The following is a 25832-nucleotide window of genomic DNA, read 5'->3' as shown; positions in this document are numbered from 1 at the left end:
ATAATGGGCACTAACTACATGAACGTTTAAAAATAAAACCTAGAAGAAAAAGCAACATATTGTTGCTTTTTCTTCTAGGTTGTTTTGAGATAATTAAGCTATGAAACTATACGAATTGATTAAGCAAAAACGTGAAAATAAAAGATTAACTCAAGAGGATGTTGCACAAATTTTGAATGTCACTAGACAGTCTGTTCAAAATTGGGAAAATAACAAAAGAGCGATACCAAATGAACTATTAGCCGAATACTTTAGTTTATTGGAATTTAATGCTCATGAAGTTTTGTCAGCATTTGATTTTTTAGAGAACATTTGAGAGCAAATGACGATAAATTAAATATTATTAAAAATAGTGCTGATAAACAAGAGGAAAAACTTTACATAATTGGGCACTCGAAATTTAAAAAATCTGCAACTCTAGAACTGGAACAAATGTTCATGAATTATTTGTTAGGTGATAAAAAATTTAAAAAAATTTACAATAGTCGCAATAATGGATTATCACTTGATTTTTATGAACGTGAGGCATATCGAACTGGTGTTTTTCCTGAAATATGGGAACGATTACATCAACAAAATATTGTCTCAAGTCTTCGTGATGTACGTAACTCAGCGCTTTTCGCCAATAGTCCGTTTAAATCATTGAGCCAAAAACAAGAGCAAGCGAAAAATGAAATAGGATTGGTAATAGCAGAAACGCTTATAAATGGGTCAAGTAATAAAATAATAAAGATTCAAGGATTAGCTGGCTCTGGAAAAACTGTGTTAATGTCTCAATTGTTTTATGATATTTGGCGTGATCCGTATACAGTATTAAATGATAACGGAAGAACAAAACATCAATCTAAAATTGCCTTGTTAGTTCGTCATGAGCAACAGCTCAGAACATACGAGCAAATTGCAAAAAAACTTGACATGGGAACTAATGTTGTGAGTGATATACCCAGTTTTATTCGCAAAAAAGAGAAAGTCGATGTTCTTCTTGTTGATGAAGCTCATTTATTGTGGAGCGGTAATTACGGTAGAGTTAATAAAAATGAGTGGAAACCAGATTTGATTGCCTTACACGAATTAGCTAAAACATTAGTATTGATTTACGATCCAAAACAAGTAACTTCTGCGAGAAATAAGATTGATGACAATGAAGAATTATTTCAACTTATTAATGGATTCGATACAAGAACGATCTATTTGGAAGAACAGTGGCGCATACACGCCAGTCCAGAAATGCGGCAATGGATTCAAGAGTTAGCGCATTTTGAGAAAAATTCATTGATTAAGCCACCAAAAGATGAAGATTATGACGTTGAATTTTTTGACAATTCTAGAGAGTTTAAAGCTGCTATTGAAACTAAAAACAAACAAAATGGTTTAAGCAGAATGGTTGCGACATATGATTGGCAGTATTCCCAATCCTCCAGGCCAGAAGATGATAAATATTGGATGGTGAATTTTGGAACTGAGGTTATGCCATGGAACTTGGAGTTACCTCAAGTAAAAGAAGCACAGAACAAGCAAATACCTTGGCAAGAAATTAATGAGAGTATAGGAGAAGTTGGTAGTGATTTCACAGTACAAGGAATTGATTTAAATTATGTGGGTGTAATTTTGGGTCCATCTGTTATTTGGAATAAGCATACAAACTCATTAGATATTGATCCAGATTATTCTTGTGACCATCTTAAAATGCGAAAGCAGAATGGAACGTACAACACAATTGAGAACAAGGCGTTTTTGAAAAATGTGGTTAATGTATTATTAACACGTGGTGTTCATGGGACTTACATATATGCAGTAAATAAAGAGTTACGTCAGAGACTAATGCTACTAAATAGACGAAAATAATAAATCTGCAGTGAATCCCTATTTTGCCAAATTAGAGAATTCACTGCAGTTATTGGTTGTTTAATTTGTTGTTAATAATTTTTTCAACATAAAAAGCCGCAACCGAAGTTGCGACTTGATATAGCTCGTGAGAGAATCGAACTCTCGATTCCGCCGTGAAAGGGCAGCGTCTTAGCCACTTGACCAACGAGCCATGGTCAGTGATGTCTGATATAATCAGACAACTATAATATAATATCAATTTTTACGGCAGTCGTCAAGCGTTTTATAGTATTTGCCACAATGAGCTTCACAATTTTTCTGAAATATACGTTTTATGTGTTATATTTAACCGCTTATCACAAAAGCGGTTTTTTTCATGCGTTAAATTGCTACAATCAAATCACGACATGAGGAGAATAGTATGTTAAAAGTGAAAGATTTAAGTGTATCTTACGGTAATAAAGTTGCGTTGACTGTCTCAAACTTAGAGATAAAAAAAGGTGAGATTATTGGTGTGATGGGACAATCTGGTTCAGGGAAATCAACATTAGTAAAAAGTTGCTTAGGATTGATACCTTTTAAGGGTGAAGTAATAATTGAAACAGATGATATCGGTGTATTAATGCAAGAACAATATTACGTTGATACCATGACAAACCAAAAGATTATTGAAGGACTATTGAACACGCGACTCAATAAAGATTCTAAACTACAAGAATTAGTTGATTTTTTTGAGTTCAGTTCACAACTGTCACATCATTTTAAAAATATATCAGGTGGACAAAAGCAACGTATGAGTTTAATCATGGTACTTTATCAAGAACCAACATTATTATTTCTTGATGAAATGACAACGGGACTAGATTTTGAAAGTCGACAGGCATTGATTATTCAACTAAAGGCTTATTTTAGGCAACATCAGACAACGGTTGTAATGGTCACGCACTACGCTCAAGAAATTGAACAGTTAGCTGATAAGTTATTAATTATTCATGATGGACGCGTCATTGCTTTTGATGAGCCTAAGAGATTGTTTCAACAATATGTTGGTTACTCAGCGTTTATTATTGGTAATCATATAAAAACCAGTGTGAAAGTGCAACAGCCAGATCAAGAGTACGCAGTTGCGCGTCGTTTGATTAGTGATGGGGATGACTTTAGACGGACACAAGGGGATATTGAATTAGTCTATACGGAAGTTATGAAAGGAGAACAGGCATAATGCAATCAAGGAAATTCGTTTTTGAAATGCAAAATTTATTAGGTAATATGATTACGTTGTTTTTTGGTTTCGCTTTTGCACCAATGATGGGATTAGTGTTTGGTGGTAGCTATTCAGATGTGCCGCAAGCATTAAATCAAATTTACTTGAGTTTCTTTTGCACAATTCCACTTTCAATGGTATTTGTTGGGTTTAGTTCGTTATTTTCACAAGAGATGGAACGTGGTTTTACTTTACGTGCGGAACTATTTGGCTATTCACGACTATCCCAAGCTTGGCATAAATTCATGGCGATCACTGTGTTTGTCATCTTATCAAGTATTATCTATTCATATATTTTTCTATCCTATTTTAAATTACCTTTACCCAACTTATCAATTATTGCGCAAATGGCGATTTTTCAAATTTTGAGCACGGCAATATATTTTCTGATTGTATTTTTATTGACAATTCTTTTGAAGAAGTTTTCTCGTGTGTATGGCGTCGCGATGATTAGTTATTTTGGTATCATGATCATTTCGGGTATTATGGGTAATATGAACGTTGGTCGGATAGGTGCATACTTACCGATTAAAATGTTTATTACGAACTATGCCACACATCTTGGGGATACAAGTTATATATCTGGTAAAATAGGACTATATTCACTTATTTTATTAGCAGGATTAAGTATGATTGTAAAAGCTGTTGTGGGGAGAAGTAATGGAAATAAGCATCAACGTTGATGATAGTGTGTCGGATGTCAAAGTTGTTATCTCTGGTAGCGACATTGAACAGTTAGCAGATATAGCACAATATCTCAAATCAAAAAGTACCACTTCGCATCAAATCGTTATTAAAACAGCTGATGATATGCGTATAATCGATAAAACAAGTATTATGTTAGTGACAAGTTTTGGTAATGATTTAACATTTACGCTCAAGGATAACCAAAAAATAACGACTAGAAAAACGCTCAAGAAGTTTTTGGAGGAGAACCAAAAATCTGATTTTGTACAGATTTCTAAATCCGAAGTCATTAATCTAGCGTATTTATCAAAAATGGAAGCTGCATTTTCTGGTAATTACTATGGATTTTTAACAAACGATACACGTGTCACTGTATCAAGAAGATTCATTCAGGGTATTCTAGACACATTAGAAGGGAGTTCAGAAGATGCGATATTTTAAAAATGCAATTCTGTACATAGCAATTGGTGTTGGTATCGGATCATTCATATCTTTACTTTCAGTAACGTTACATCAGGCCACTTTGTCAATGGCACAGCTTGGCTTATTAATGACCATGAGTGTCATTATGGGGCTATTATCGATGATATTTGAATATGACAAATTACCATTTACCGCACAATTTGTGAGTCATTTTGTTTTAGAACTTAGCACATATAGTGTCTTTATTTGGTTAACATTTGGGGATGGTGTCATTATCTTGGGAAATATACCGACATTTCTCATTAGCTATACAATTGTTTTCATTTTTTTCAGACAGCAAGGGCGTGCTAATGCGAAACGTATTAATGAAAAATTATTAAACAAACGACGTGAGTGAGATTAAAAGGCATACTTTATATAGTGTGCCTTTTAATGTGAAGATTTTATTGTTGGTGTATAATGTTAGAAAAAGATGTGAGGATTGTCATGAAGAAAACGCAAAACTTATTATTTGATCTTGAAAATTTGAGTCAATTGGTAGTCATTAATGACGACATTTATGTTACTAAAAGTCAATTACGAGAAAAAGAAAATGATACGCACCATGCTATTTATCGTGTGATACATCATCAACTCGAATTAGTCGCTGATGATGCTTGGTTACCACAAAATAGTCATGGGAAATTGGCATATTTGCAAAACATTGCAGGTAAGGCACAAGTATTTGTTGCAGGTGTGCAAGTCACAAATCATGTCGACGGCGTCAGTCACTTTGTCGCAAGTGGGACCAGTGATGTCTTTCATTATTTAACAATTCATGCGCTGAAACCAGCAATTACACCAGTTGAAAATGTACCAAAACCAAGACGTATCACCGCTCAAATGTATAAAGCTGATGGGCATGGTTTAGTTGATGAACAAACTATTTATCGTATTTATGAAGTGAGTGTGAGTGAAAAAACAGAACGTGAACGCCTTCATACGACACGATACACAAAGTTATTATCGCAAAATCATGAGGCATCAGAAGTGATCATGACACAGACTGATGACATAAGCGGCTTGTCATCAAAAAACCAGGCTTACATTTTAGCAAAGAATGGTAAAACCACAGAAATTACAAGTGAATTGGTTGATGGTTTTGTACAAGATGCCGTATACAGTCCCGATGACAAGCAGGTAGCATTAGTTGCCCATGATCACTTATTTAAAAATACACGGATTTTTAGCATTTATTTCTATGATTTAGCAACGAAAAAACTCACACAAAAATTCAATCAGGATGTTGATGCTGTTCAATCGACATCAAGTGATGTGCAATTTAAAAAATCAAGTCACGGATTGATTTGGTTGGATGAAACAACGTTGGAATTTATTGCAACATACCATGGTTATAATCGTATTTATCGTTTAACTTTATCAGGAGATGTGACTTTAGTGTCTGATGAAAGGCAATCTATTTTAGCATTAACTAAAAACCACATCATTGAAAGCACGACTGCAATTCCTTCGCGAATTCTGACACGATCTGGTCATATTATTTATGAACCAAAGTATCAGTCATTCTTAACTGAGGCCGATAAATTTACGTTTGAATCTGAAGATGGGCGTTTGATTGATGGTTGGTTCATGAAAGCGCACAAGACGCCCGCACCAATTTTATTATATATTCATGGTGGTCCACATGCCGCCTATTCTGATGCCTTCTTTTGGGAATTTCAACAATTTAATCAAGCGGGTTATCATGTGGTTTTTGTTAATCCACATGGCTCAACTTCCTATGGCCAAGCGTTTGCGCAATCTGTCATCGGTAATTATGGCACGATAGATTATCGTGATATTATGAGTGGATTGGCATTTGCTCAAAAGAAATTTTCTGATGTTGTTGATTCAGAGCATGTATTTTTAGCTGGTGGTTCATACGGCGGATTTATGACAACTTGGATTATTGGTCACAATCAAAAATTTACAGCAGCAGTGGCACAGAGACCAGTTATTAATTGGATTAGTCTATTTGGAACAAGTGATATTGGTGTTGATTTTACAACAAATGAATTAGAATTAGATTTACGAACAAGTGAAAATGTTAATGCACTTTGGCAACTGTCCCCATTGGCGTATGCCAAACATGTTAATACACCGATTCTTTTACTACATGGTGAATATGATTTACGTACGCCAATAGGTCAATCTGAAGAATACTTTAGTGCGATTAAAACGCAAACTGATACGCCAATAGAATTTGTTAGACTACCACAGAGTTTTCACGGTGTCGGACGGACAGGTAAGCCTAATTTACGATTGGCGCGTTTGGAAAACATGCTAGCGTGGTTTAAACGCTTTTCATAAATATCTTGTTTGTTAATCTGTTAAAATAAGAGAGATAAAGATTAAGAAAGTTAATACAAAATTCATGTCAAACTATCTCATTTTAACTGAAAAACCTTCCGCATCTGCCAACTTTGTTAAAGCACTTGGTGGGAAAACGGGTATTTTTAATGATTTTAATTATAAAATAACAAATTTACGCGGTCATGTAATGACGCTCAAAGATCCAGAAGAAATGGTTGAAGAATCACTTAAAAAGCAATATAAATCATGGCTTGTCAAGCATTTGCCTTGGCGTTTGGATGATTTTTCTTGGGAACGCACATATATTCGACAACGTAATTTGCGTACTGGTAAAATAGAATCCACTAAAAAATTAGTGGATGAACTCAAAAAAGAAGCTAAAAACGGCTACGATGCAATCGTGATAGCTACTGATACTGATCCTTCTGGTGAAGGTGAATTATTAGCATGGGAAGCGCTTGACGCCATCAATTGGCGAGGGAAAGTATTTCGTGCAAATTTTATGGACGAATCTGCCCATGGTATCAAAACAGCCATGATGAATCTACGTGATGTCTCAGATAAGCATCAAGACGGAGAATACATCAAAGGAGAAAGCCGTAACCGTTGGGACTTTGCCTCAATGCAACTCACAAGAATTGCGACAACAGCTGCCAAAAAACAAGGTTTTAAAGTTGTGGCGCGTGAAGGACGTTTAAAATCGGTTATCGTTTGGCAAATTTATGCGCAACTTGAAGCAATTAAACAGTATGTTAAAAAACCTTATTTTGAAGTAAAGTTCAAAGACTCAGCAGGTCATGTTTTTGGTCGTGTGACACCAGAAGGTGATGTCATTTCTTGGCGATTTGAGAATCAAGCTGATGCGCAAAAGGATTTAGCGCAGTATCATGATAGCGCGGTTGTTAACGAAAAACATCAAACACGGACACAAGCACCAGGGAAATTACTTGATTTGGCTGGTTTGGCAGCTATTTTGGCACCAAAAGGTTTTTCTTCCAAGGAAGTCTTGAGTACGTATCAGAAAATGTACGAAGCACAGGTCGTATCTTATCCAAGAACAGAAGATAAGACGGTTACGCCAGAGCAATTCAACGAATTGTTACTAAAAGTTGATCAAATTGCCCAAGTGGTGCATGTGGATACGAAGTTACTTACACATCGCCAGCCTCGGACAACGCATGTCAAGCCTAAAGGTGCTCATGGTGCGAACCGACCGGGTGAAAATATACCCGTCAGTTTGGCGAGTTTGACTAAATACGGACCAAGCGCACAGGCTATTTACGATATTTTAGCTAAAAACTATTTGGCAATGTTAGCCGAAGACTATGTTTATGACCATGTGACGGCAGAATTACAGGATTATTCAACTTTTAAAACCGCATTTAATGTCCCTATTCAACTTAATTTTAAGGCAATTTATGATTCACAACGTGCTGTGACTGTTGAGGATGAAGACGAGGCAGAACTGACTGGTCAAGTTGGACCAATCGCGCAACCTTATATGTATGAAGGTGCGAATAAAAAGCCACAGGCACCCACGACTAAATGGATCATGGCATTTTTGGAAAAACACAATGTTGGTACTGGTGCGACACGTGTTTCAACGTTATCTGAAATGGCTCGTGGTACAAAGTCTATGATTAAAGAAACACGAGGCAAGTTGACCTTAACAGAGACGGGTAATGTCTCTGCTGTGATGGTAAAAGATACGTGGATTGCATCCCCTAAAATTACCAAGCGATTGTTTGAAATGATGAACGAAGTTGGTCGGTTTGACATGACAATGCCCGAGTTACTTGATTCGGTCACAAAAGTTGTAACACATGATATGCCAATTATGTTAAACAACGCTGAACAGTTAGAAACGCTACTGGGACAACCTAAACCTGCACCAAAACGTCAAGTGACGGAAAAAATTACCGGTATTTTTAAAGGTGAAGAAATTACTTTTGCTAAAGAATGGAGCGGCCATGTATTTACTGATGATGAGCTAGCTCAGTTGCTTAACGGTGCTGAAATTAGTTTTCCGGCCAAGTCAAAGCGAGGAAAAGCATACACTGCAACTGGCAAACTAGCAAAACAGACATTTAAAGGTCGTACATTTTATGGTTTCAAATTAAATCCAAGAACAAATAAATAATGAGCATTTAAAACAGTGGTTAAAACAATGTATTTTGTTTTAATCATTTTTTTGTAGAACTATTATTGATGCTATAAAAGCCACATTTTTTGCAGATGTTTAGAGAATATGCAATATTGCATATTCTCTAAATCGACCTTTGAAAGCGGTATTATTATCGAGTTATTGTTCTTTAGCAGTAGCCATACAATAATAATTTAATTTCATTTTAGGGGAGAAAGCATGGCAATAAATAAGTTATATAACCGTAAGAAGCTGTACAAATCAGGGAAAATGTTGGTCACAGCGAGTGTCATTTCGATTGTGGGTTTGGTCGGTGTATCGACAAATGTACAGGCAGATACAATACCAACAGCGGCGGTATCTCATGTTACTAATCTACAGCTTGGAAATCAGGCAGATAACGATCAAGACACAACAACCCAAGCACCATTAGATCAAACAGATGCAACAAAAGATGCAACAACCCAAGCATCAGTAGATCAAGCAGATGCAACAAAAGACGTAACAACCCAAGCACCGGTAGAACAAACAGATGCGACAAAAGATGCAACAACCCAAGCACCAGTAAATCAAACAGATGCAACAAAAGATGCAACAACCCAAGCACCAGTAGAACAAGCAGATACGACAAAAGATGCAACACCAAAAGCACCGGTAGAACAAACAGATGAGACAAAAGATGCAACAACCCAAGCACCAGTAGAACAAGCAGATGAGACAAAAGATGCAACAACCCAAGCACCGGTAGATCAAACAGATGAGACAAAAGATGTAACAGCACAAACACCAGTAGATCAAACAGACGCAACAAAAAATGCAACAAAAGATGCAACAACACCGTCATCAGTTAGTCAATCAGATGTCAAAGCAAACCAAACTAATGTCACACGACAAGAAGCTTTGAACAGTGACACAAATATTAAAACAATCGACGGTAAAAGTTATTTTTATGATGCTAATGGTCAGGTAAAAAAGAACTTTACAGCTATTGTTCAAGGTCATGTTTTTTATTTTGATAAGACAACTGGCGTTTTAACATCTAATGATAAACAGTATTCTGATGATTTAGTGAATATTACAAACGATCACAACGCTGCTTATGATGCAACAACAAACAGTTTTGAAAATGTTGATGGTTATTTGACGGCCAATAGTTGGTATCGTCCAAAGGAAATTTTAAAGGACGGCACAACTTGGACAGCATCACAATCCACAGATTTGAGACCCATATTGATGACGTGGTGGCCTGATAAAAGCACACAAGTCAGTTATTTAAATTACCTTGATTCAAAAGGAATTTTGAGTAATCAACAATATACAGAGAACGACAGTACAACTCAGTTAACAGACGCTGCAATGGTTGCACAAGCTAATATTGAAAAGCAAATAGGTCATGTTGGTAATGTTGATTGGTTAAAGAGTTTGATGACGCAATATATTGATTCGCAGGAAAACTGGAACATTAACAGTGAATCAAAGGGTGACGATCATTTGCAAGGTGGTGCCTTACTGTATGTCAATAGTGATCAGACACCAGACGCTAATTCCGATTATCGTAAGCTCAACCGTACACCATTGAATCAAAAAGGTGAAATTGCTGACAAATACAAGCAAGGCGGTTTTGAATTGTTGTTGGCAAATGATGTTGATAACTCTAACCCAACAGTACAGGCTGAACAACTTAATTGGTTACACTATATGATGAATATAGGTAGCATTTTGAAAAACGATCCAACTGCTAATTTTGATGGATATCGTGTGGATGCTGTCGATAATGTCGATGCAGACTTATTACAAATTGCAGGTTCATATGCTAAAGCAGCGTACGGCATTGATAAAAATAATGCCGCTGCTAATCAACATTTATCGATTTTAGAGGACTGGGGAGATCAGGACTCAGCGTATATCAAGGCACATGGCAATGAACAAATAACAATGGATTTCCCAATCCATTTGGCAATGAAGTACGCATTAAATATGCCATTGGACAAACGTAGTGGTCTAGAACCAACACGTACTTACAGTTTGGTTGATCGTACGTCTGATAACTCAGAAGATAGCGCACAGCCTAATTATTCATTTATTCGCGCTCATGATAGTGAAGTACAAACAATCATTTCTGACATCATTAAGGATAAAATTAATCCAGAATCTACCGGTCTTGATTCCTCAGTAACATTGGATCAATTAAAACAAGCATTTGAAATCTATAATGCCGATGAGTTAAAAGCGGATAAAGTATACACACCGTATAATATCCCATCATCTTACGCGCTATTATTAACCAATAAGGATACAATTCCTCGGGTATATTATGGTGATTTATTTACAGATGATGGGCAATATATGGCTGCTCACTCGCCTTATTATGATGCCATTGATGCGTTGTTAAAAGCACGTGTACAGTATGTTGCCGGTGGTCAAGCAATGGATATGACTTACTTGAACAATAGTCAGGGTGTGATGACTTCCGTACGTTATGGTAAAGGTGCAATGAATGCGACGGATACTGGCAGTTCTGAAACGCGAACCCAAGGTATTGGTGTTGTGATTAGCAATCAACCTACGCTAAAATTGGCTGCAACAGAAAAAATTAGTTTGAATATGGGTGCAGCACATAAGAATCAAGCTTACCGACCAGTTTTGTTAACAACGAGCAAAGGATTACAAATTTACACATCTGATGTTGATGCTACAACTAAGAACGCACCAATTGTTTATACAGATGGCAATGGTATTTTATCATTTGATTCAAAATCAGTATTTGGGGTCAATGATCCACAAGTGTCAGGATATATTGCAGCTTGGGTACCTATGTTTGCAGCACAAAGTCAAGATGCACGGACAGAAAGTTCAACAACGCCAACAACGGATGGCAGTGTCTATCATTCTAATGCAGCGTTAGATTCACAGGTTATCTATGAAGGTTTCTCTAATTTCCAAGACTTTCCAACAAAAGCAGAAGACTTTACAAACGTTAAAATTGCACAAAATATTTCTTTGTTCAAGAGTTGGGGAGTTACGAGTTTTGAATTAGCGCCGCAATATCGTTCTAGTTCTGACAATAGTTTCATTGATTCATTAATTCAAAATGGTTATGCTTTTACTGACCGTTATGATATTGGCTATAATACACCAACTAAATATGGTACTTCAGACAATCTATTGGATGCGCTACGTGCTTTACATTCACAAGGTATTCAAGCAATTAATGATTGGGTTCCTGATCAAATTTATAATTTGCCAGGAGAGCAAATTGTGAGCGCAGTCAGAACAGACGGTTCTGGGGAACATGCCTATGATTCAGAAATTAATCATACACTATATGATTCTAAAACTGTTGGTGGCGGAGAATATCAAAAGCAATATGGCGGTGCCTTCTTGGAAACATTGCAGGAGAAGTATCCTGAACTATTTAAAGAAATACAGATATCTAATGGCAAAGCAATGGATCCAAGTGTTAAAATATCTGAATGGTCAGCTAAATACTTCAATGGCTCAAATATTCAAGGTCGTGGTGCCTGGTATGTTCTAAAGGATTGGGGCACAAATCAATACTTTACTGTATCAGGTGACAATAAGTTCTTACCAAAACAATTGTTAGGTGAAAGAGCAAGTACAGGGTTTGTTGATGAAGCAGGGCAGACTTTGTTCTACACAACAAGTGGCTATCAAGCAAAATCAACGTTTATTGAAGATAACAATAATTGGTATTACTTCGATGAACAGGGTTATATGGTTGTTGGTAATCAATCAATCAATGATACTAACTATTACTTTTTGCCAAATGGTGTTGAATTGAGAGATGCTTATCTTTCTGATAGTAATAAAACGTATTATTATAATAAGCTTGGTAAGCAAATTCAAAATCAATACTATTTAGACAATCAAAAAAATTGGCGTTATTTCTTTGCAGATGGTCAAATGGCACAAGGTATTGTAACAATTGCTTCAAGTACTGGTAAAGAAACGACGCAATACTTTGATGATAATGGTGTACAACAAAAGGGTGTTGTTATAAAAGATCAACAAGGAAAATTGCATTACTTTAACGCAAGTACCGGTGACATGGTTATAAATGATTGGGGAGAGCTATCTAACGGGGCTTGGGTATATTTGGATAAAACAGGTGTTGCTCTAGTTGGTAAACAGGTTGTTAATGGTCAGATCATGTACTTTAATGAAGACGGCACACAAGTTAAGAACGATTTTAAGGTATTGCCCGATGGCTCATGGTTGTATCTTGGAGAAACTGGTGCAGCAGCTACTGGAAAACAAACCATTAATGGACAAACACTGTACTTCAATGATGATGGCAAGCAAATCAAAAACAGCTTCAAAAAAATAGCTGATAATGAGTGGCTTTACTTAAATGACCAAGGTGTCGCTGTCATTGGACAACAAATTATTAATGGACAACAGTTGATGTTTGGTAATGATGGTATTCAAATTAAAGGGCATGCATTTAAAAATGAATTAGGTGAATTGCGTTATTATGATGCTAACTCTGGTAATATGATTACCAATAGATTTGAACAAATTGGCAATAATCAGTGGGCTTATTTTGGAAGTAATGGCGCAGCAGTTACTGGTGAACAAACTATCAACGGTCAAGAACTTTACTTTGATGATAATGGTGTTCAATTCAAGGGTGAGTTCCGTAGTAAGAATGGTAAGTTATATTACTATGATCCAAACACAGGTGAGCTGGTTAAAAACCGTTTTGTTCAATTAGAAGACGGTTCATGGGTTTATTTTGGCAAAGATGGTGCAGCCGTGACAGGTATACAGAAAATCAATGGTCAAAAATTATATTTTGATAACGATGGAAAACAAGTTAAAGGGCAGTCGCGCACGATTGGTAAAGTGACTTACTGGATGGATACAGATAGTGGTGTGGTGTCTAGAATAAACAACAAATAACTTACAGAAAGCACTTTTTAAGTGCTTTTTTGTTAGGTTATTAATCATATCGTCTTTCTTAAATAAATTGTATAAGCTAAATCAAATATAACTGACTACAGTCTTGAATGTACATTAAGGTGATTGTTAATTATAATTAAAATAATTTTATTTTATAAAATAATCAATTTAGAAAAAGGTAGCTTCAGTGATAAAAAATAATAAACAAGGTGAATTTATTCGTAAAACTAGGAAAAAACGAGGATTTTCTCAGAAAAAATTGGGTGATTTGATTGGATCACAATCAACCATATCGCGTATTGAAAATAATATATCTAATCCCAATGATTTGACTATTTTATTGTTAAGTCAGGCACTATCAATAACACCTGAGGAATACTTTTTTGCTGTGTTTTCAAAAGTTGAACCCGATATATTAATATTATCTAGAGCTATTTCTAATGCGTATTTATATCAAAATCATATCGAACAAAATAAACTGTACCATGTTACTGAAAAATTAGTCCAAGGTAATCCTGAAATACTGGCGTATTACCATTACCATTTGATGGTAATTAGTAGTATCAATCATTTGAATCATGAGCTGATATCAACAGATATCCAAAATGAACTGATTGATTACTTTTTTTTTATTGAAATTTGGCAAACGTATGACTTATACTTATTGTTACAGGTTGCATACGGTATTAAGGCAAAGAGAATGATTCCATATATAACAGATATTTTAAAGCAATATACAAACGGAGAGTTACCTGCAACAATTGAACCCATTATTGGTGATGTTATTCTGGCATTATTAGAATCAAGCATCATGCAAAATGATTTGGAAACAAGCGCGTTTATATTTGATAAAATTAAAAATATTAATTTTCAAAAACAAGATATGCGGTTTCAAACCGTCTTATTATTTTTTGAGGGTGTATTTGAAGATAATGACCAAAAAATTAAGGATGCTTATAAAATTTGTAATTTATTACAACAGGATCAATTAATGAAACGATTTGATTTGTTTTTGAGTTAGTGTCAACGTTAACTAGAACAGATTTTACTTGCTAGCAGCGCTTCAAAAAGTGTTACTATGAAGCAGTAGACTTGACCTGAAATTTATACACAATATGGTAATAAAGGTGGAACTTAAGTGATATTAGATAATTTTGCAAAAGAATTAAAATCAAATGCACAGTTACCCATAGATGCAGACTCATTGTTAACACATCATTTATTGGTGACAGGGGCAACAGGTAGTGGTAAATCAACTTCGCTATTAAAACTAATTGAAAGTTTGCAGAAAAACCAACAAGCAACAGTTATTTTTGATCCAACTGGTGAATATCAATCAGTAGGGGATGCTATCCGATATAAACTTGGTGTTAATGCGAATCTTGATTTTAATCATTTGATGCCTAATGAAATTGCTAATTTATTAGGTGACTTTGAAGGGGAGTTGGTCAGTCAAATTACTGCGGCTATCATCTCATTAAAAATACAAAAAAATGTTTTAAAAAAATCTGGTGTCTATCACAAAATTAATCAAAATCGGCACACATTTCATCAAGTAAAAGAGCAATTAAAGATGAGTGGTTCTGATTATGATGCACAAAAATTAATTGATCAAGTGATTCAAGAATTTGTTGTACCGTATCAAGATGATCGAGCTGACTATCAATTACTAGGTCAAGAATTAGATTATCAAGTGATTAAAAGATATTGGTCCAAAATATTATCAATGCAGGAACACTTAGTTTCGCAACAGTTAGAACACATATTTAATCGTAATCAAAGCGATTCAAAGCAACCACAAATTGATTTATTCTATGTTTTAAAATTGTTTGCTGAACATCAAGGTAAATCAACTTTAATTATTGATGTGAGTGAATTAATGGTAAATGGGCCACAAAGTCGGCTCATACTTTCCATTTTATTACGACAGTTACTGCTAGTTAGAGTGCAAGGCAAAGCACGATTCCCATTAACGATATTTTTAGATGAGGCTCACCGTTTTTTACCCGCTGAGAATCAACAAACAGAAGATTCTGGTTTATTTAAGTTGGTGAGAGAGGGACGTAAATATGGTTTGTATGTTGTGCTGTCAACACAATCGCCACTTGACCTGTCTGTTAAGTTACGCGGGCAATTTGGTAGTGTTTTAGCACATCAACTCAATGACCAAGCAGAAGTAAATAGTGTCATTGCTGATAGCAATATAGATGCCGGCATATACCAAAAGTTTTTACCAGGTGAAGGCGTTCTAAAATTAACCGGTCAAAGTGAGAAAACATTAATCACTATTCCAGTACCACATACAACACATCACACTGAATCGCCAAGATTTAATTGATTTAAGAAATATTATGACAAATAAAAAGGTCAAGCACTAATTACCGAGTGCTTGATCTTTTTATTTGTCATTCATGTGGTGTGATTTATGAATTAAATTCGCCGTCAGCAATTTGTGCTAAGGTATCACGAGAAGGAATAAAGAAAAGTTGTCCAGACAAAATTTCGGAGAAGCTCAACAAGAAATCAGATTGGGCAAGCATATTTTCAAGCATTCCCTTTGTCACTGACCAATGACGAGAATAACCCATGAAATAAGTGCCTGTTTGACCAGATGCTGGATTTGAGAAGGGTACATTCATGCGGATAATTTTTTGTTCTTCACCGTCTTTTTCAAATTTTGAAGCGACATTATGGGCGTTATGATACTTAGCATCATCATCTAGTTCAATGTCAGAAAATTTTTCACGACCCACAGCTTTTTCTTGTTCTTCAGTTTTGAGGTGGTGCCAAAAATCCATGTTGTGTTGCCATTTTTGAGCAAAAGCATATGATCCGTTGATGAAGTTTGAATCCTCATCGCCAACAATAGCATATGGTGCAGCATCTTCAACAGCTGGTGCTTCAGTACCATCAATAAAGCCGATGATTGCACGACCCTCAAAATAACGGAAACCTTTGGTTTCATCGATGACTGTTGTAATGTCTTTCAAAAAGCGCATAAATTGTGTTTGTGCTTCATAAACAACAGCTTCATTACTAGCACGAATATGGAAAAATAAATCGCCCTCTGTTGCGGGCATTGTATATTTTGGGCCACGTAGTGTTTCATATGTAACGAGTTCAGCAGGTTTTGGTTTGTTAGGGAAGAGGTAGTCCCAAGCAGCATTACTAATGCCAAAAGACACTTTTAATCTTGAATTTTCATGCCTATTAGTGTCGCGAATTCTTAGTGAGCGAATAATTGCTTGTGAACGATCGGCGAATTCTTGAATTGCTTCTTGAGCGGCATCTTGGTCTGTTCTTGTTAGCTTGAGCACTGTAAATTGTACATGCTCCCCAATATCTTGCCATACATCTTGTGATTTTGCTGGATTAATTGTCATTGTTATTTTCCCTTTAAAGTTGATAATAACTTTAGCATACACCAATCAGTTTTTATTATCAAGAATCATTCTAAACAAAACAACGATTTAAGGAATTATTTATTAATATTGAAATATTATCAAAAGTAGTTTAGAATGATTATAATGTAATTTTTAGAAGGAAGTGTTTTTATGTTCAAAAATATGAGACAGCTCACACCATTTTCATTGGTATTGTTGTCAATATCATTTACAATGTCTATTAGTCAGTCCACAATGACAACGGCTTATCCAATATTAATGAAAAGTTTCAATGTTGATACAAGTACGGTTCAGTGGCTCACGACTGGATTTATGGTTGCTATGACGTTGGTTATGCCACTGAGTCCTTGGCTACTGGATAACGTGGCTTTGAAACCATTATTAAATGGTATTGTGGCTGTGTTCTTATTGGGAACGGCACTTGCTATGGTCACACCACATTTTTCAGGCATTATTATCGGTCGATTGCTCGAAGGTATGGCAGTAGGCGCGTTGTTTCCAACATTTCAAAGTGTCATTATGGAGAATACCGAAAAGGCAGAACGTGGTGTTACCATGGGCGTAGTTGGTTTGGTCATGGGATCAGCACTTGCTGTCGGACCAATCATTTCTGGTGTGATTTTACAATGGGTATCATGGCGTGCACTTTTTGCACTATTTTTCATTGTGTTAGTCGGTTTATTGCTGAGTTGTCAACATTTGATTAAAAATACACACCAAATGAAAAAATCAAATTTCGATTGGCTATCAGCTATAACATTGATTGGCTTTGGCGGAATTTTATATAGTATTGCTAGTGTACCGCGAACAGGTATGCATGCAACTTGGTGGATTATTCTGTTAGGTAGTTTTGTTTTGTTAGCGATATTTGTAACGCGCCAATACAAACTCACGCAACCTTTTTTAAATTTGACAGTGTTTAAATATCAAGGTTTTTTACCTGGTTTATTACTCACTGGTATATCTTACTCAGGCTTGATTATTGCGACTGTTTTAATGCCGCTATTTTATCAACGTGTATTTCATTTAACACCACTATGGTCTGGTCTACTAATGGTGCCAGCAGCAGTTTTCTTGAGTCAGTTAAATCCACGCACTGGAAAATTGTTAAATCAAATTGGTTTGAAAAAATTAGTTTATATTGGTATGGCCATGATGATAGCAGGTTATGTCTTACTGATGGTTGCGGGAACCGCTTCATGGCTTGTTGGTTTAGTAGCAGCGATGCTGTTAGAAGGTGGCAATGCATTTGTCATGATGCCAGCAGTTACCGCAGCTAATAACGCATTACCTCAAACATTGGTGAGTCATGGTACCGCGTTGATTACAACAATGAGACAAGTTATTGGAGCCGGAAGTGTTGTCGTGGCGTCTATTTTGATTACTCACTTCAATGAGCACGTTTCAATTGGGCAGTCTTTGGCACAAACAAGTGGTTGGTTTATCGCGGTGCCTATTATTGGCTTACTGTTGACCACGAGATTGCAAAATAAAACAAAAAGTGTGTAAAAGCGCAGGGTACTAGTCAATTCCTTGCGTTTTTTGGTACGTATTTTGCTCATAACACTGACTCTTATTTTTTATCATTTCAAGATATGTTACAATAAAGGTATTAAACTAATGAGATAAAAACAATCATATTTACATCTTTTATTAATGTTGGTTCATTTATGCCATGAAAATGAACTTTTATATAGTAAATGGTCAGTAACATGATGAGGTTTTATCTATGGAAATTAATATTAAAATCAAGTTTATTAACAGATTAACTTTCTGAAAATGCTTGATTTTAAGTCGTATGCAATTTTTCACATGATTACGCTGGGGAAAACGTATCGTGGCTATATTTTAAAATATGGTTTTACAAACTTTCCGCAAAAATCAAACAATATGGAGGAAACTAAATGACAATGTACCGAAAGGGTATTAAAGAAACGATAGCGGCGCATCAAGTAGATGTCAAAAATGGATTAAGCACAGAGCAGGTTACTGAAAATCGAGAGAAATTTGGTAGGAACGTCTTTGTTGCGGAGAAAAAAACATCGCTATTACGCAAAATTTTAATAAGTTTAAATGATGTTGCTACCATTATTTTATTAATTGCAGTCGTAATTTCGTTTGTCGCAACATATTTTGAAAACACTGGAAATTATTTTGAAAGCTTGTTAATTGTCGCAATTGTGGTTATCAATTCGGTTTTATCAATTGTACAGGAAGGCAGAGCGGAGAGTTCCTTAGCATCTTTGCAAAATCTCAATCGGACACAAGTGAAGGTATTGCGTGATGGTCACACTGAGTTGATTGATGCCGATGATGTTGTTTTAGGAGATCTATTAGTTATTGAAAATGGCCGTGCGATTGCTGCTGATGCACGTTTGATTGAGGCTATTGAAGTTCAAGCTGAAGAATCGGCATTAACAGGTGAAAGTTTACCGGTTGAAAAAGACGCCAATGCAACCTTTATTGAAGCGCAAGAGGTGAGTCTTGGAGAACGTGTGAACATGGTCTTTCGTGGCACAACGATTGTTAACGGTCATGGTTTAGCGGTTGTTACAGCTATTGGTATGCAAACTGAAATGGGTGCCATAGCTAGCCTATTAAATAGTGAATCAAAAACACAACTCACGCCTTTACAGAGGCGGTTGGTTCAATTAGGTAAAAATATTTCTTGGCTTGCTATTGGATCTGCAATAGTTGTGCTTGGATTGGGCATTTCACAAGGCATGGATTTGAAACATATTTTCTTAACAGCTATTTCGCTGGCTGTCGCAGTTGTGCCAGAAACACTGGCAGTAATTGTAACAATGACGCTGGCGTTGGGTGTACAGAAAATTGCGCAGAAGCATGCAATTATTCGACGATTGCCAGCTGTTGAAATATTAGGGACAACAAATGTTATTGCTTCTGATAAAACTGGTACATTAACACAAAATAAAATGACTGTTCGGCAGGTATGGCAAGCTGAACAAGATCAATTAAGTCATATTGCTGATGACGGCGTAGATGCAGCTGCTAAAGAAGTACTCTCGCTGGCAGCTATATCAACGAACGTTTCAGTAAACGAAGTTGATGGGCAGACAATTTACGACGGATTACCAACAGAAGTAGCGTTAGTTCGTGGCATTGAAACTGTGACAACACGGGAAGCATTACTGCAACAATACCCATTAGTTGAACAAATACCATTTAATTCAACAAAGAAGAGAATGACAACTGTTCACAAACGACCAGAGGGTGGCTATATTGCTATTACTAAGGGCGCCTTTGATGTGTTGTTGCCAATGATTAAGCATGGTGATCTCGAACAAGCTGAAAAAATTAATAAGACTTTTGGTCAACAGGCCTTACGTGTCTTAACAATCACTAAACGGACATTTTACCAAATGCCGGATAATCCGACACAAGATTTTTATGAACAAGATCTAACATTGGTTGGTTTAGTTGGTATTATCGATCCACCACGACCTGAATCAGCACCTGCTGTTGAACAAGCACGTCTTGCAGGGGTTAAAACGATTATGATTACGGGTGATCACGTTGAAACGGCAAGCGCCATTGCTCGAGAGATTGGTATTTTACGTACTGGGGACAAGACGATTACAGGTTCTGAATTAGCCAAACTATCTGATGAAAGTCTTGACCAAAATATTAACGATTATACTGTTTATGCCCGTGTGACACCGACTGACAAGATTAGAATTATCAAGTCTTGGCAGCGTCAAGATGCCACAATTGCTATGACAGGGGATGGCGTAAATGATGCCCCAGCCTTAAAGGCTGCTGACGTTGGTATTTCGATGGGCGAGACAGGAACTGATGTTGCGCGTGAAGCTTCTGACATTATTTTAACTGATGATAATTTTGCAACCATCATTAATGCAATTTCTGAAGGCCGTGGCGTTTATGTTAAGGTTCGAAAAACAATTAACTTCTTATTAAGCGCAAATATCTCTGAATTGATCGTTATATTGATTGCTATGTTGTTGGGCTGGGGATCGCCATTGTTACCGGTACATTTGTTGTTCATCAACTTAGTAGCTGATGGACTTCCAGGGTTTGCATTGAGTCGGGAACCAATGTTAACAAATGTTATGAACGAGCCACCTATGCCTAAGAAAACTAAACTTTTTGCTCAAGGCTTAGGACGACAAATAGGATTGAACGCTGGTTTATTTGCTCTTGTGACTTTGATTGCCATTTGGATTGGTCAAAATGTTGTTTTAGGCAATATAGTAGCCAATGAGCAGGTTGGACAAACAATGGCATTTACGATTTTGTCTTTAACATCGATCATTCATGTCTTTAACATTCGTTCAGAAAAAACGTTGTTTGCTATCAAATATCATGCTAATTCGTCATTGGTTAACATGGCATTCTTAGCAGCAGTAATTACCATAATAATTACGTTAATTCCAGTCACGCAATCATTGTTTGGGTTAACAGCGTTATCATTAAGTCATTGGGGCATTATTGTTGTCTTATCACTTGTACCTACTGTTGTTATTGAGTTCTTGAAGTATCTGCGACCAAGTTTGTTTAAAGTATAGTAAAAAACGATCAACACTTTGTTGATCGTTTTTATATTGCTTATTGAATGGCATATAAGTCTAAAAATTAAACTGCCAGTTTTCTTGTTGCCAAGCTGCTTCCCAAAAACGCCATTCCATTTCGAGACTTAATAAAAATGTTTGTGCAACGTGTTCTTGTTGTTCTGGTGTTAGATGCGTAACTTCACGATTTAAGGCTGCTAAGCGCCAAATTGTATAACTCTTACTAGCATCATTTGGTGCATATAATTCAATCCATTCTTTCAGTGGATTTCCCTCATTATTAGCACCTGCTGCCACTAACTCGCGACCCATGACTTCATAACTCCAAGCGCAGGGTAGTAGTGCTGCCAAGGTATCAGCATATGTGCCGCGATAAGCTGATTCATACATATGATTCACATATAATTGTGTTTCGGGTCCACGACGCCAATTTTCAACTTGATGCCCTGTGATACCTAGCATCACGTCATGGGCTTTGGACTCATTACCCACAAATTGTGCAACATCCAATAGTTTTGAGATGTCATCGTTATTATCAGTTTGCGTAACGGCTAGTGCAGTAATTGTGAGATAGTCTTTTAAATAATGTTCGTCTTGTTCAACATAATAGTTTAAGACGTTATCTGGGACTGTACCATCGGCGATAGCCACAACAAAGGGGTGTGCCATAATAGCTGTCATGATAGGTTGCGCACGTGTTAATAAATCTTGTGAAAATGTCATTTATTTGCTCCTTAGTACCAGTTAGGAAATAGTAATAATTGAAATGCTATTAATATGATTGCTAAAAGTACCCAGTCACGTTTATTAATAGTAATAACGTTTAAGTATGTTCGCGGTGCGCCTTCAGTAAATCCATGGCTTACCATACCTTCGGCTAGATTTTGTGACCAGCGAATTGCTGATAAAATGGCTTTGAAGTAAAGCTGAGCTTGCCAAATATGTAAAGTTTGGCCACGCATTTGTGAAGCAATACGGATCGTCTTAATTTGTTGATTAACGGCAGGCATAAAATTCAAAACACCAACCAATGCATAGACAAATGTGCTACTCAATTTAGCTTTTTGCTCAAGCGTAGCTAAAAAAACTTCGCGTTCTTCTGTTAATTTCAGTGTAAACAAACCACCCAACCAGAGATAAGCAAATACACGGGTGAGCATGACCCAAGCCATATGCACGTGATTACCAGTACCAAAATACATGAGTGAAAACCATGAACCAAGTCCTGGTAATAGTGGCAAAAGTATCAACCATAACCATTGTTTCCAATGTAAGTGTAAGAACAAATAGAGTAACGCACTGACACCAATAACAACCAAATTAACCGTCACACTTTTGATAAAAGTCAGTTCTAAGGCGATGACCATGACTGTAATGAATTTGATTAGTGGATTCATGAGTCACCTCCGAGATAAACGAGTTGTTTATTTTCAAAATGCAAATGATAATCAAACCAATGGGTAACAGCTTGTAATTGATGGCTAATGAATAAAATTGTTTGATGTTGACGTGTTGAAAATTCAGCAATTATTTCTAACAAATGTTGTTGTGAATCGTTATCTAATCCTGCTAATGGCTCATCAAATAATAAAGTCGGGGTGCCGATAATTAACATGATAAGCACTTGTAATTTTTTTTGTTGACCACCAGACAGTTGATAAACAACATGTTGACGTAATTCAGATAAATTAAGCTGTGTTAGTATTTTTTCCAGTGTATCATTTGTCCAAATATCAGGATAATAACTAAATTGTTGCGCTTGAGTCAGCTCTTCGGCAACCGTCATGGCTACAAACTGCTGTTCAGAATTTTGAAATACGAGTGCAATGTCACGCACATGTTTTGCAATTTTTTGTTTGGCAATATTTTGTTGATTATAGGTAATTATGCCACCATAGGGTGTCAGTTTAACTAAAGCAGAAAAGAGCGTTGATTTACCAACACCATTTGGTCCAGTAATTAAAATACGTTTTTCCTTGGGAATTTCTAATGATGTTTCACTAAGCAATGGTCGTGTACCATTGCTTAGTGTGACTTTTTTGAGTGTTATTAAATTACTTTGTTGAATAGGTAATGTAGTTTCAATATTTGTTTGAATAGGTAATTGCTTGAGAACTTTTGCCCGCTCCACTTGATTTGCTTGGTGAAGATGACCAGCATCCATGAAAAATACATCATCAATCAAGTCTGTATAACCGCTCCAATCGTGATCGGTTATTAAAATAGTTTTACCAGTCTGCTGATATTGTTTGATAACTTGAATGAGTTGCAAACGCGCAGTAGGGTCAACATTTGCAAAAGGTTCGTCTAGTAGCAAATATTCACTGTTCATCGCTAAGGCAACAGCCAATGCAATTTTTTGCTTTTCACCACCTGATAATGTCAATAAATCATGATGCATGAAATCTAACATGCCTACCGTTTTCAATACGTCGTGAATGCGTGTGTTGATATCATTTGGAGGTAATTGTAAATTTTCTAGGCTAAATCTTAATTCTTCAAAGGGTGTCTGCATGACGAATTGGCGTGTTGGATTTTGAAATAAATAGCCAATATAAGTTACACGTTGGTAAGGCACGATATCATCTATTGCATAGCCATCAATACTTAATTTACCAGTCAATTGGCCATCACTAAATTTGGGATACAAACCAGATAGTAGTTTAAGCAGAGTAGATTTACCACCACCACTGGGACCTACAAGTAAGTTAAAAGTACCTGGTCGTAATGTGAGTGAAACATTTGTTAGAACTTGGCTCTCATGATAAGCAAAGTTAACATTGTCAACTACTAAATCACCCATGATGAAGAACGCCAGATTTTTCAATTAATTTTTGAATAGCGACAACCAATACACCACCAAAGAATAAAATTGAGACAAAGCGTGTGATAAACAAAGCAATTAACATACCAATATGGTAAGAAGCATAACCATCTCGCAGAGCTGACCAAACAAAAGTTACAAGTGTTCCTGTGATTGCTGAGGCAAAAATACCACGCCATCCCCAATGCTTATAACCCAATATAGCAAAACCAGCTTCGCTACCAATACCTTGGACTAAACCAGAGAGTAAAGTAGCAACACCCCATTGACCGCCTAGTAGCATTTCAACAGCAGCAGCAAAAAATTCACCTAAAAGTCCCGCACCAGCTTGTCGAATTAAAATACTTGCCAACGGTGCGGCCATCATCCAACCACCAATTAGTAGTTCATTGGCAAATGGTGCTAGTCCAAGTGGTGTTAAGGCAGCTGATAAGAGATTATAAATTGGACCGAGTACCCAAAAAATAAACCCAATAAAAACGGCAACGAATGCCAATAATAATACATCACGTAAAGCCCAACGTGGTGTTTTTGATTTTGAAACAGTTTGCATAAGATTATGCCTCCATAAAAATTATTTGTAGTTTATATTTTATGTCTGGCATACAGTATGGATTCAAGTTACGTTTAGTAATTAACGTGGTGTTTTATAGGACAATAAAAAACTCTTGGTTCATTTATGAGCCAAGAGTTTGCCTAGTACAAAACTAAAAAAAGCAATTCTCCCTTCGCTGGTATTAACCAGATCAGGTTCAATGGGTATTTCTCAGCCATATGGCACCCCAGATTGTTAAATATTAAACTACATGTACAATTTAACATAATTTTTATGGTAATGCAACCGTGTTAAAATAAGGCATAAGCTATTGTGAGAACAAATATAAAAAAGTGGGTAATGTGATGCGTCAAATAGTTTTTTATGGTGCCATGAGTTTAGATGGTTATTTAGCGGATAGAAAAGACGACTTACAATGGCTACTGGATAGTGATTTGGGTGGTAAGTCTACCTATGAAGATTTTGAAAAACAAGTGAGTACTTTTGTCATGGGTCGTAAAACATTTGAAGTGGCACAACAAATTATCGGTGATCAAACGCTTTATGCAGGAAAAGAAAAGGTTATATTTTCTCGAAAAAAACAAGTTAAGCAACAAAATGTTACTTACGTTTCGGGCAACGTTGTAGATATCATAAAATCATATCAGCAACAACCAGGTGGTATGATTTGGATTATTGGTGGCGGCGGTATTTTAAAAACCTTGTTAGAAGCTAATTTAATTGATGAGTTTTGGATTCAAATTGTGCCAGTTTTGCTTGGGGATGGCAAACGACTATTTGAGTCTGGTGATTACCGAACAAAGTTACGTTTCATAGAAACAACACAACTTGGTGAATTAACAGAAATCCATTTAAAAAAGTCGCAGTAAGCGGCTTTTT

Annotated in this window: 19 protein-coding genes, 1 tRNA gene and 1 riboswitch; of the genes, 14 read left to right on the top strand and 6 right to left on the bottom strand. The window is 36.3% G+C overall.

Annotated features, from left to right (window positions below; translation table 11 throughout):
• The first annotated feature begins 100 nt into the window (after nt 1-100).
• Together K5Q13_RS06495 and K5Q13_RS06490 are read left to right on the top strand one after the other, a co-directional pair.
• Nucleotides 101-316, top strand: coding sequence for a helix-turn-helix transcriptional regulator (locus K5Q13_RS06495; RefSeq protein ID WP_220740902.1), 216 nt, complete (start codon nt 101-103; stop codon nt 314-316).
• A 122-nt stretch (nt 317-438) separates the two neighbouring features.
• Nucleotides 439-1845 (top strand): DNA/RNA helicase domain-containing protein, encoded by a 1407-nt coding sequence (locus K5Q13_RS06490; protein WP_220740901.1) that lies wholly within the window; start codon nt 439-441, stop codon nt 1843-1845.
• Nucleotides 1846-1966: 121 nt separating this feature from the next.
• On the opposite strand, the gene K5Q13_RS06485 is transcribed toward K5Q13_RS06490, so the two are convergent.
• Nucleotides 1967-2038 (bottom strand) — tRNA-Glu (locus K5Q13_RS06485).
• Between the two features lie 210 nt (nt 2039-2248).
• Between K5Q13_RS06485 and K5Q13_RS06480 the strand changes: the two genes are divergently transcribed.
• The 9 genes from K5Q13_RS06480 (at nt 2249) to K5Q13_RS06440 (ending at nt 15957) form a co-directional block, all read left to right on the top strand.
• Entirely contained in the window at nt 2249-3049 is an 801-nt protein-coding gene (locus K5Q13_RS06480; protein WP_220740900.1) for an ATP-binding cassette domain-containing protein, read from the top strand.
• Entirely contained in the window at nt 3049-3774 is a 726-nt protein-coding gene (locus K5Q13_RS06475) for a hypothetical protein (protein WP_246574208.1), read from the top strand. The genes K5Q13_RS06480 and K5Q13_RS06475 overlap by 1 nt, the downstream gene beginning before the upstream one ends.
• On the top strand, nt 3752-4219 hold the full coding sequence (locus K5Q13_RS06470; RefSeq protein ID WP_220740899.1) for a LytTR family DNA-binding domain-containing protein: 468 nt from the start codon (nt 3752-3754) through the stop codon (nt 4217-4219). The genes K5Q13_RS06475 and K5Q13_RS06470 overlap by 23 nt, the downstream gene beginning before the upstream one ends.
• Nucleotides 4206-4598: a DUF3021 domain-containing protein gene (locus K5Q13_RS06465; protein ID WP_220740898.1), complete on the top strand. Its 393-nt coding sequence runs from the start codon at nt 4206-4208 to the stop codon at nt 4596-4598. Before K5Q13_RS06470 ends, K5Q13_RS06465 begins: the two co-directional genes overlap by 14 nt.
• Before the next feature lie 89 nt (nt 4599-4687).
• Nucleotides 4688-6550 carry an alpha/beta hydrolase family protein gene (locus K5Q13_RS06460; protein WP_220740897.1) on the top strand — a complete coding sequence of 621 codons (1863 nt, stop codon included), beginning with the start codon at nt 4688-4690 and terminating at the stop codon, nt 6548-6550.
• Nucleotides 6551-6614: 64 nt separating this feature from the next.
• Complete coding sequence (locus tag K5Q13_RS06455; RefSeq protein WP_220740896.1) at nt 6615-8693, top strand: DNA topoisomerase; 2079 nt, start codon at nt 6615-6617, stop codon at nt 8691-8693.
• 222 nt (nt 8694-8915) lie between these two features.
• A complete protein-coding gene (locus tag K5Q13_RS06450) occupies nt 8916-13619 on the top strand; it encodes a glycoside hydrolase family 70 protein (RefSeq protein ID WP_220740895.1) in 4704 nt (1567 codons plus the stop codon).
• A 187-nt stretch (nt 13620-13806) separates the two neighbouring features.
• On the top strand, nt 13807-14640 hold the full coding sequence (locus tag K5Q13_RS06445; protein ID WP_246574206.1) for a helix-turn-helix domain-containing protein: 834 nt from the start codon (nt 13807-13809) through the stop codon (nt 14638-14640).
• A gap of 117 nt (nt 14641-14757) precedes the next feature.
• The gene (locus K5Q13_RS06440; protein ID WP_220740894.1) at nt 14758-15957 is read left to right on the top strand and encodes an ATP-binding protein; all 1200 of its coding nucleotides are present in this window, start codon (nt 14758-14760) and stop codon (nt 15955-15957) included.
• Between the two features lie 85 nt (nt 15958-16042).
• Here K5Q13_RS06440 and K5Q13_RS06435 read toward each other — a convergent pair whose 3' ends face one another.
• Nucleotides 16043-17002, bottom strand: coding sequence for a Dyp-type peroxidase (locus K5Q13_RS06435; protein WP_220740893.1), 960 nt, complete (start codon nt 17000-17002; stop codon nt 16043-16045).
• Nucleotides 17003-17173: 171 nt separating this feature from the next.
• On the opposite strand from K5Q13_RS06435, the gene K5Q13_RS06430 reads away from it, so the two are divergent.
• Nucleotides 17174-18532, top strand: coding sequence for an MFS transporter (locus tag K5Q13_RS06430; protein ID WP_220740892.1), 1359 nt, complete (start codon nt 17174-17176; stop codon nt 18530-18532).
• 395 nt (nt 18533-18927) lie between these two features.
• A complete protein-coding gene (locus tag K5Q13_RS06425) occupies nt 18928-21570 on the top strand; it encodes a cation-translocating P-type ATPase (protein ID WP_220740891.1) in 2643 nt (880 codons plus the stop codon).
• Between the two features lie 60 nt (nt 21571-21630).
• Here the strand turns inward: K5Q13_RS06425 and tenA are convergent, their stop codons facing one another.
• From tenA to K5Q13_RS06405, 4 genes are read right to left on the bottom strand one after another with little or no spacing between them, the layout of a single operon-like run.
• A complete protein-coding gene (gene tenA / locus K5Q13_RS06420) occupies nt 21631-22296 on the bottom strand; it encodes a thiaminase II (protein ID WP_220740890.1) in 666 nt (221 codons plus the stop codon).
• Nucleotides 22297-22307: 11 nt separating this feature from the next.
• Complete coding sequence (locus K5Q13_RS06415; RefSeq protein ID WP_220740889.1) at nt 22308-22970, bottom strand: energy-coupling factor transporter transmembrane component T family protein; 663 nt, start codon at nt 22968-22970, stop codon at nt 22308-22310.
• Nucleotides 22967-24376 (bottom strand): ABC transporter ATP-binding protein, encoded by a 1410-nt coding sequence (locus K5Q13_RS06410; protein ID WP_220740888.1) that lies wholly within the window; start codon nt 24374-24376, stop codon nt 22967-22969. Before K5Q13_RS06410 ends, K5Q13_RS06415 begins: the two co-directional genes overlap by 4 nt.
• Nucleotides 24369-24950, bottom strand: a complete 582-nt coding sequence (locus K5Q13_RS06405; RefSeq protein ID WP_220740887.1) for an ECF transporter S component — start codon at nt 24948-24950, stop codon at nt 24369-24371. Before K5Q13_RS06405 ends, K5Q13_RS06410 begins: the two co-directional genes overlap by 8 nt.
• A 152-nt stretch (nt 24951-25102) precedes the next feature.
• A riboswitch (TPP riboswitch) is annotated at nt 25103-25192 on the bottom strand.
• Nucleotides 25193-25297: 105 nt separating this feature from the next.
• Between K5Q13_RS06405 and K5Q13_RS06400 the strand changes: the two genes are divergently transcribed.
• A complete protein-coding gene (locus tag K5Q13_RS06400) occupies nt 25298-25822 on the top strand; it encodes a dihydrofolate reductase family protein (protein WP_220740886.1) in 525 nt (174 codons plus the stop codon).
• Nucleotides 25823-25832 lie beyond the last annotated feature (10 nt).

Origin of the sequence: Leuconostoc miyukkimchii (genome assembly GCF_019656055.1) — a bacterium.
GTDB lineage: Bacteria > Bacillota > Bacilli > Lactobacillales > Lactobacillaceae > Leuconostoc > Leuconostoc miyukkimchii.
The sequence above is the reverse complement of the archived record's forward strand: the minus strand, read 5'-3'. Positions and strand labels throughout refer to the sequence as shown.

Bases quoted from the DNA above. Each gene is read 5' to 3' on its own strand.
- K5Q13_RS06495 (WP_220740902.1), top strand. From the start codon at position 101: ATGAAACTATACGAATTGATTAAGCAAAAACGTGAAAATAAAAGATTA.
- K5Q13_RS06490 (WP_220740901.1), top strand. From the start codon at position 439: ATGAATTATTTGTTAGGTGATAAAAAATTTAAAAAAATTTACAATAGT.
- K5Q13_RS06480 (WP_220740900.1), top strand. From the start codon at position 2,249: ATGTTAAAAGTGAAAGATTTAAGTGTATCTTACGGTAATAAAGTTGCG.
- K5Q13_RS06475 (WP_246574208.1), top strand. From the start codon at position 3,049: ATGCAATCAAGGAAATTCGTTTTTGAAATGCAAAATTTATTAGGTAAT.
- K5Q13_RS06470 (WP_220740899.1), top strand. From the start codon at position 3,752: ATGGAAATAAGCATCAACGTTGATGATAGTGTGTCGGATGTCAAAGTT.
- K5Q13_RS06465 (WP_220740898.1), top strand. From the start codon at position 4,206: ATGCGATATTTTAAAAATGCAATTCTGTACATAGCAATTGGTGTTGGT.
- K5Q13_RS06460 (WP_220740897.1), top strand. From the start codon at position 4,688: ATGAAGAAAACGCAAAACTTATTATTTGATCTTGAAAATTTGAGTCAA.
- K5Q13_RS06455 (WP_220740896.1), top strand. From the start codon at position 6,615: ATGTCAAACTATCTCATTTTAACTGAAAAACCTTCCGCATCTGCCAAC.
- K5Q13_RS06450 (WP_220740895.1), top strand. From the start codon at position 8,916: ATGGCAATAAATAAGTTATATAACCGTAAGAAGCTGTACAAATCAGGG.
- K5Q13_RS06435 (WP_220740893.1), bottom strand. From the start codon at position 17,002: ATGACAATTAATCCAGCAAAATCACAAGATGTATGGCAAGATATTGGG.
- K5Q13_RS06430 (WP_220740892.1), top strand. From the start codon at position 17,174: ATGTTCAAAAATATGAGACAGCTCACACCATTTTCATTGGTATTGTTG.
- K5Q13_RS06425 (WP_220740891.1), top strand. From the start codon at position 18,928: ATGACAATGTACCGAAAGGGTATTAAAGAAACGATAGCGGCGCATCAA.
- tenA (WP_220740890.1), bottom strand. From the start codon at position 22,296: ATGACATTTTCACAAGATTTATTAACACGTGCGCAACCTATCATGACA.
- K5Q13_RS06415 (WP_220740889.1), bottom strand. From the start codon at position 22,970: ATGAATCCACTAATCAAATTCATTACAGTCATGGTCATCGCCTTAGAA.
- K5Q13_RS06410 (WP_220740888.1), bottom strand. From the start codon at position 24,376: ATGGGTGATTTAGTAGTTGACAATGTTAACTTTGCTTATCATGAGAGC.
- K5Q13_RS06405 (WP_220740887.1), bottom strand. From the start codon at position 24,950: ATGCAAACTGTTTCAAAATCAAAAACACCACGTTGGGCTTTACGTGAT.
- K5Q13_RS06400 (WP_220740886.1), top strand. From the start codon at position 25,298: ATGCGTCAAATAGTTTTTTATGGTGCCATGAGTTTAGATGGTTATTTA.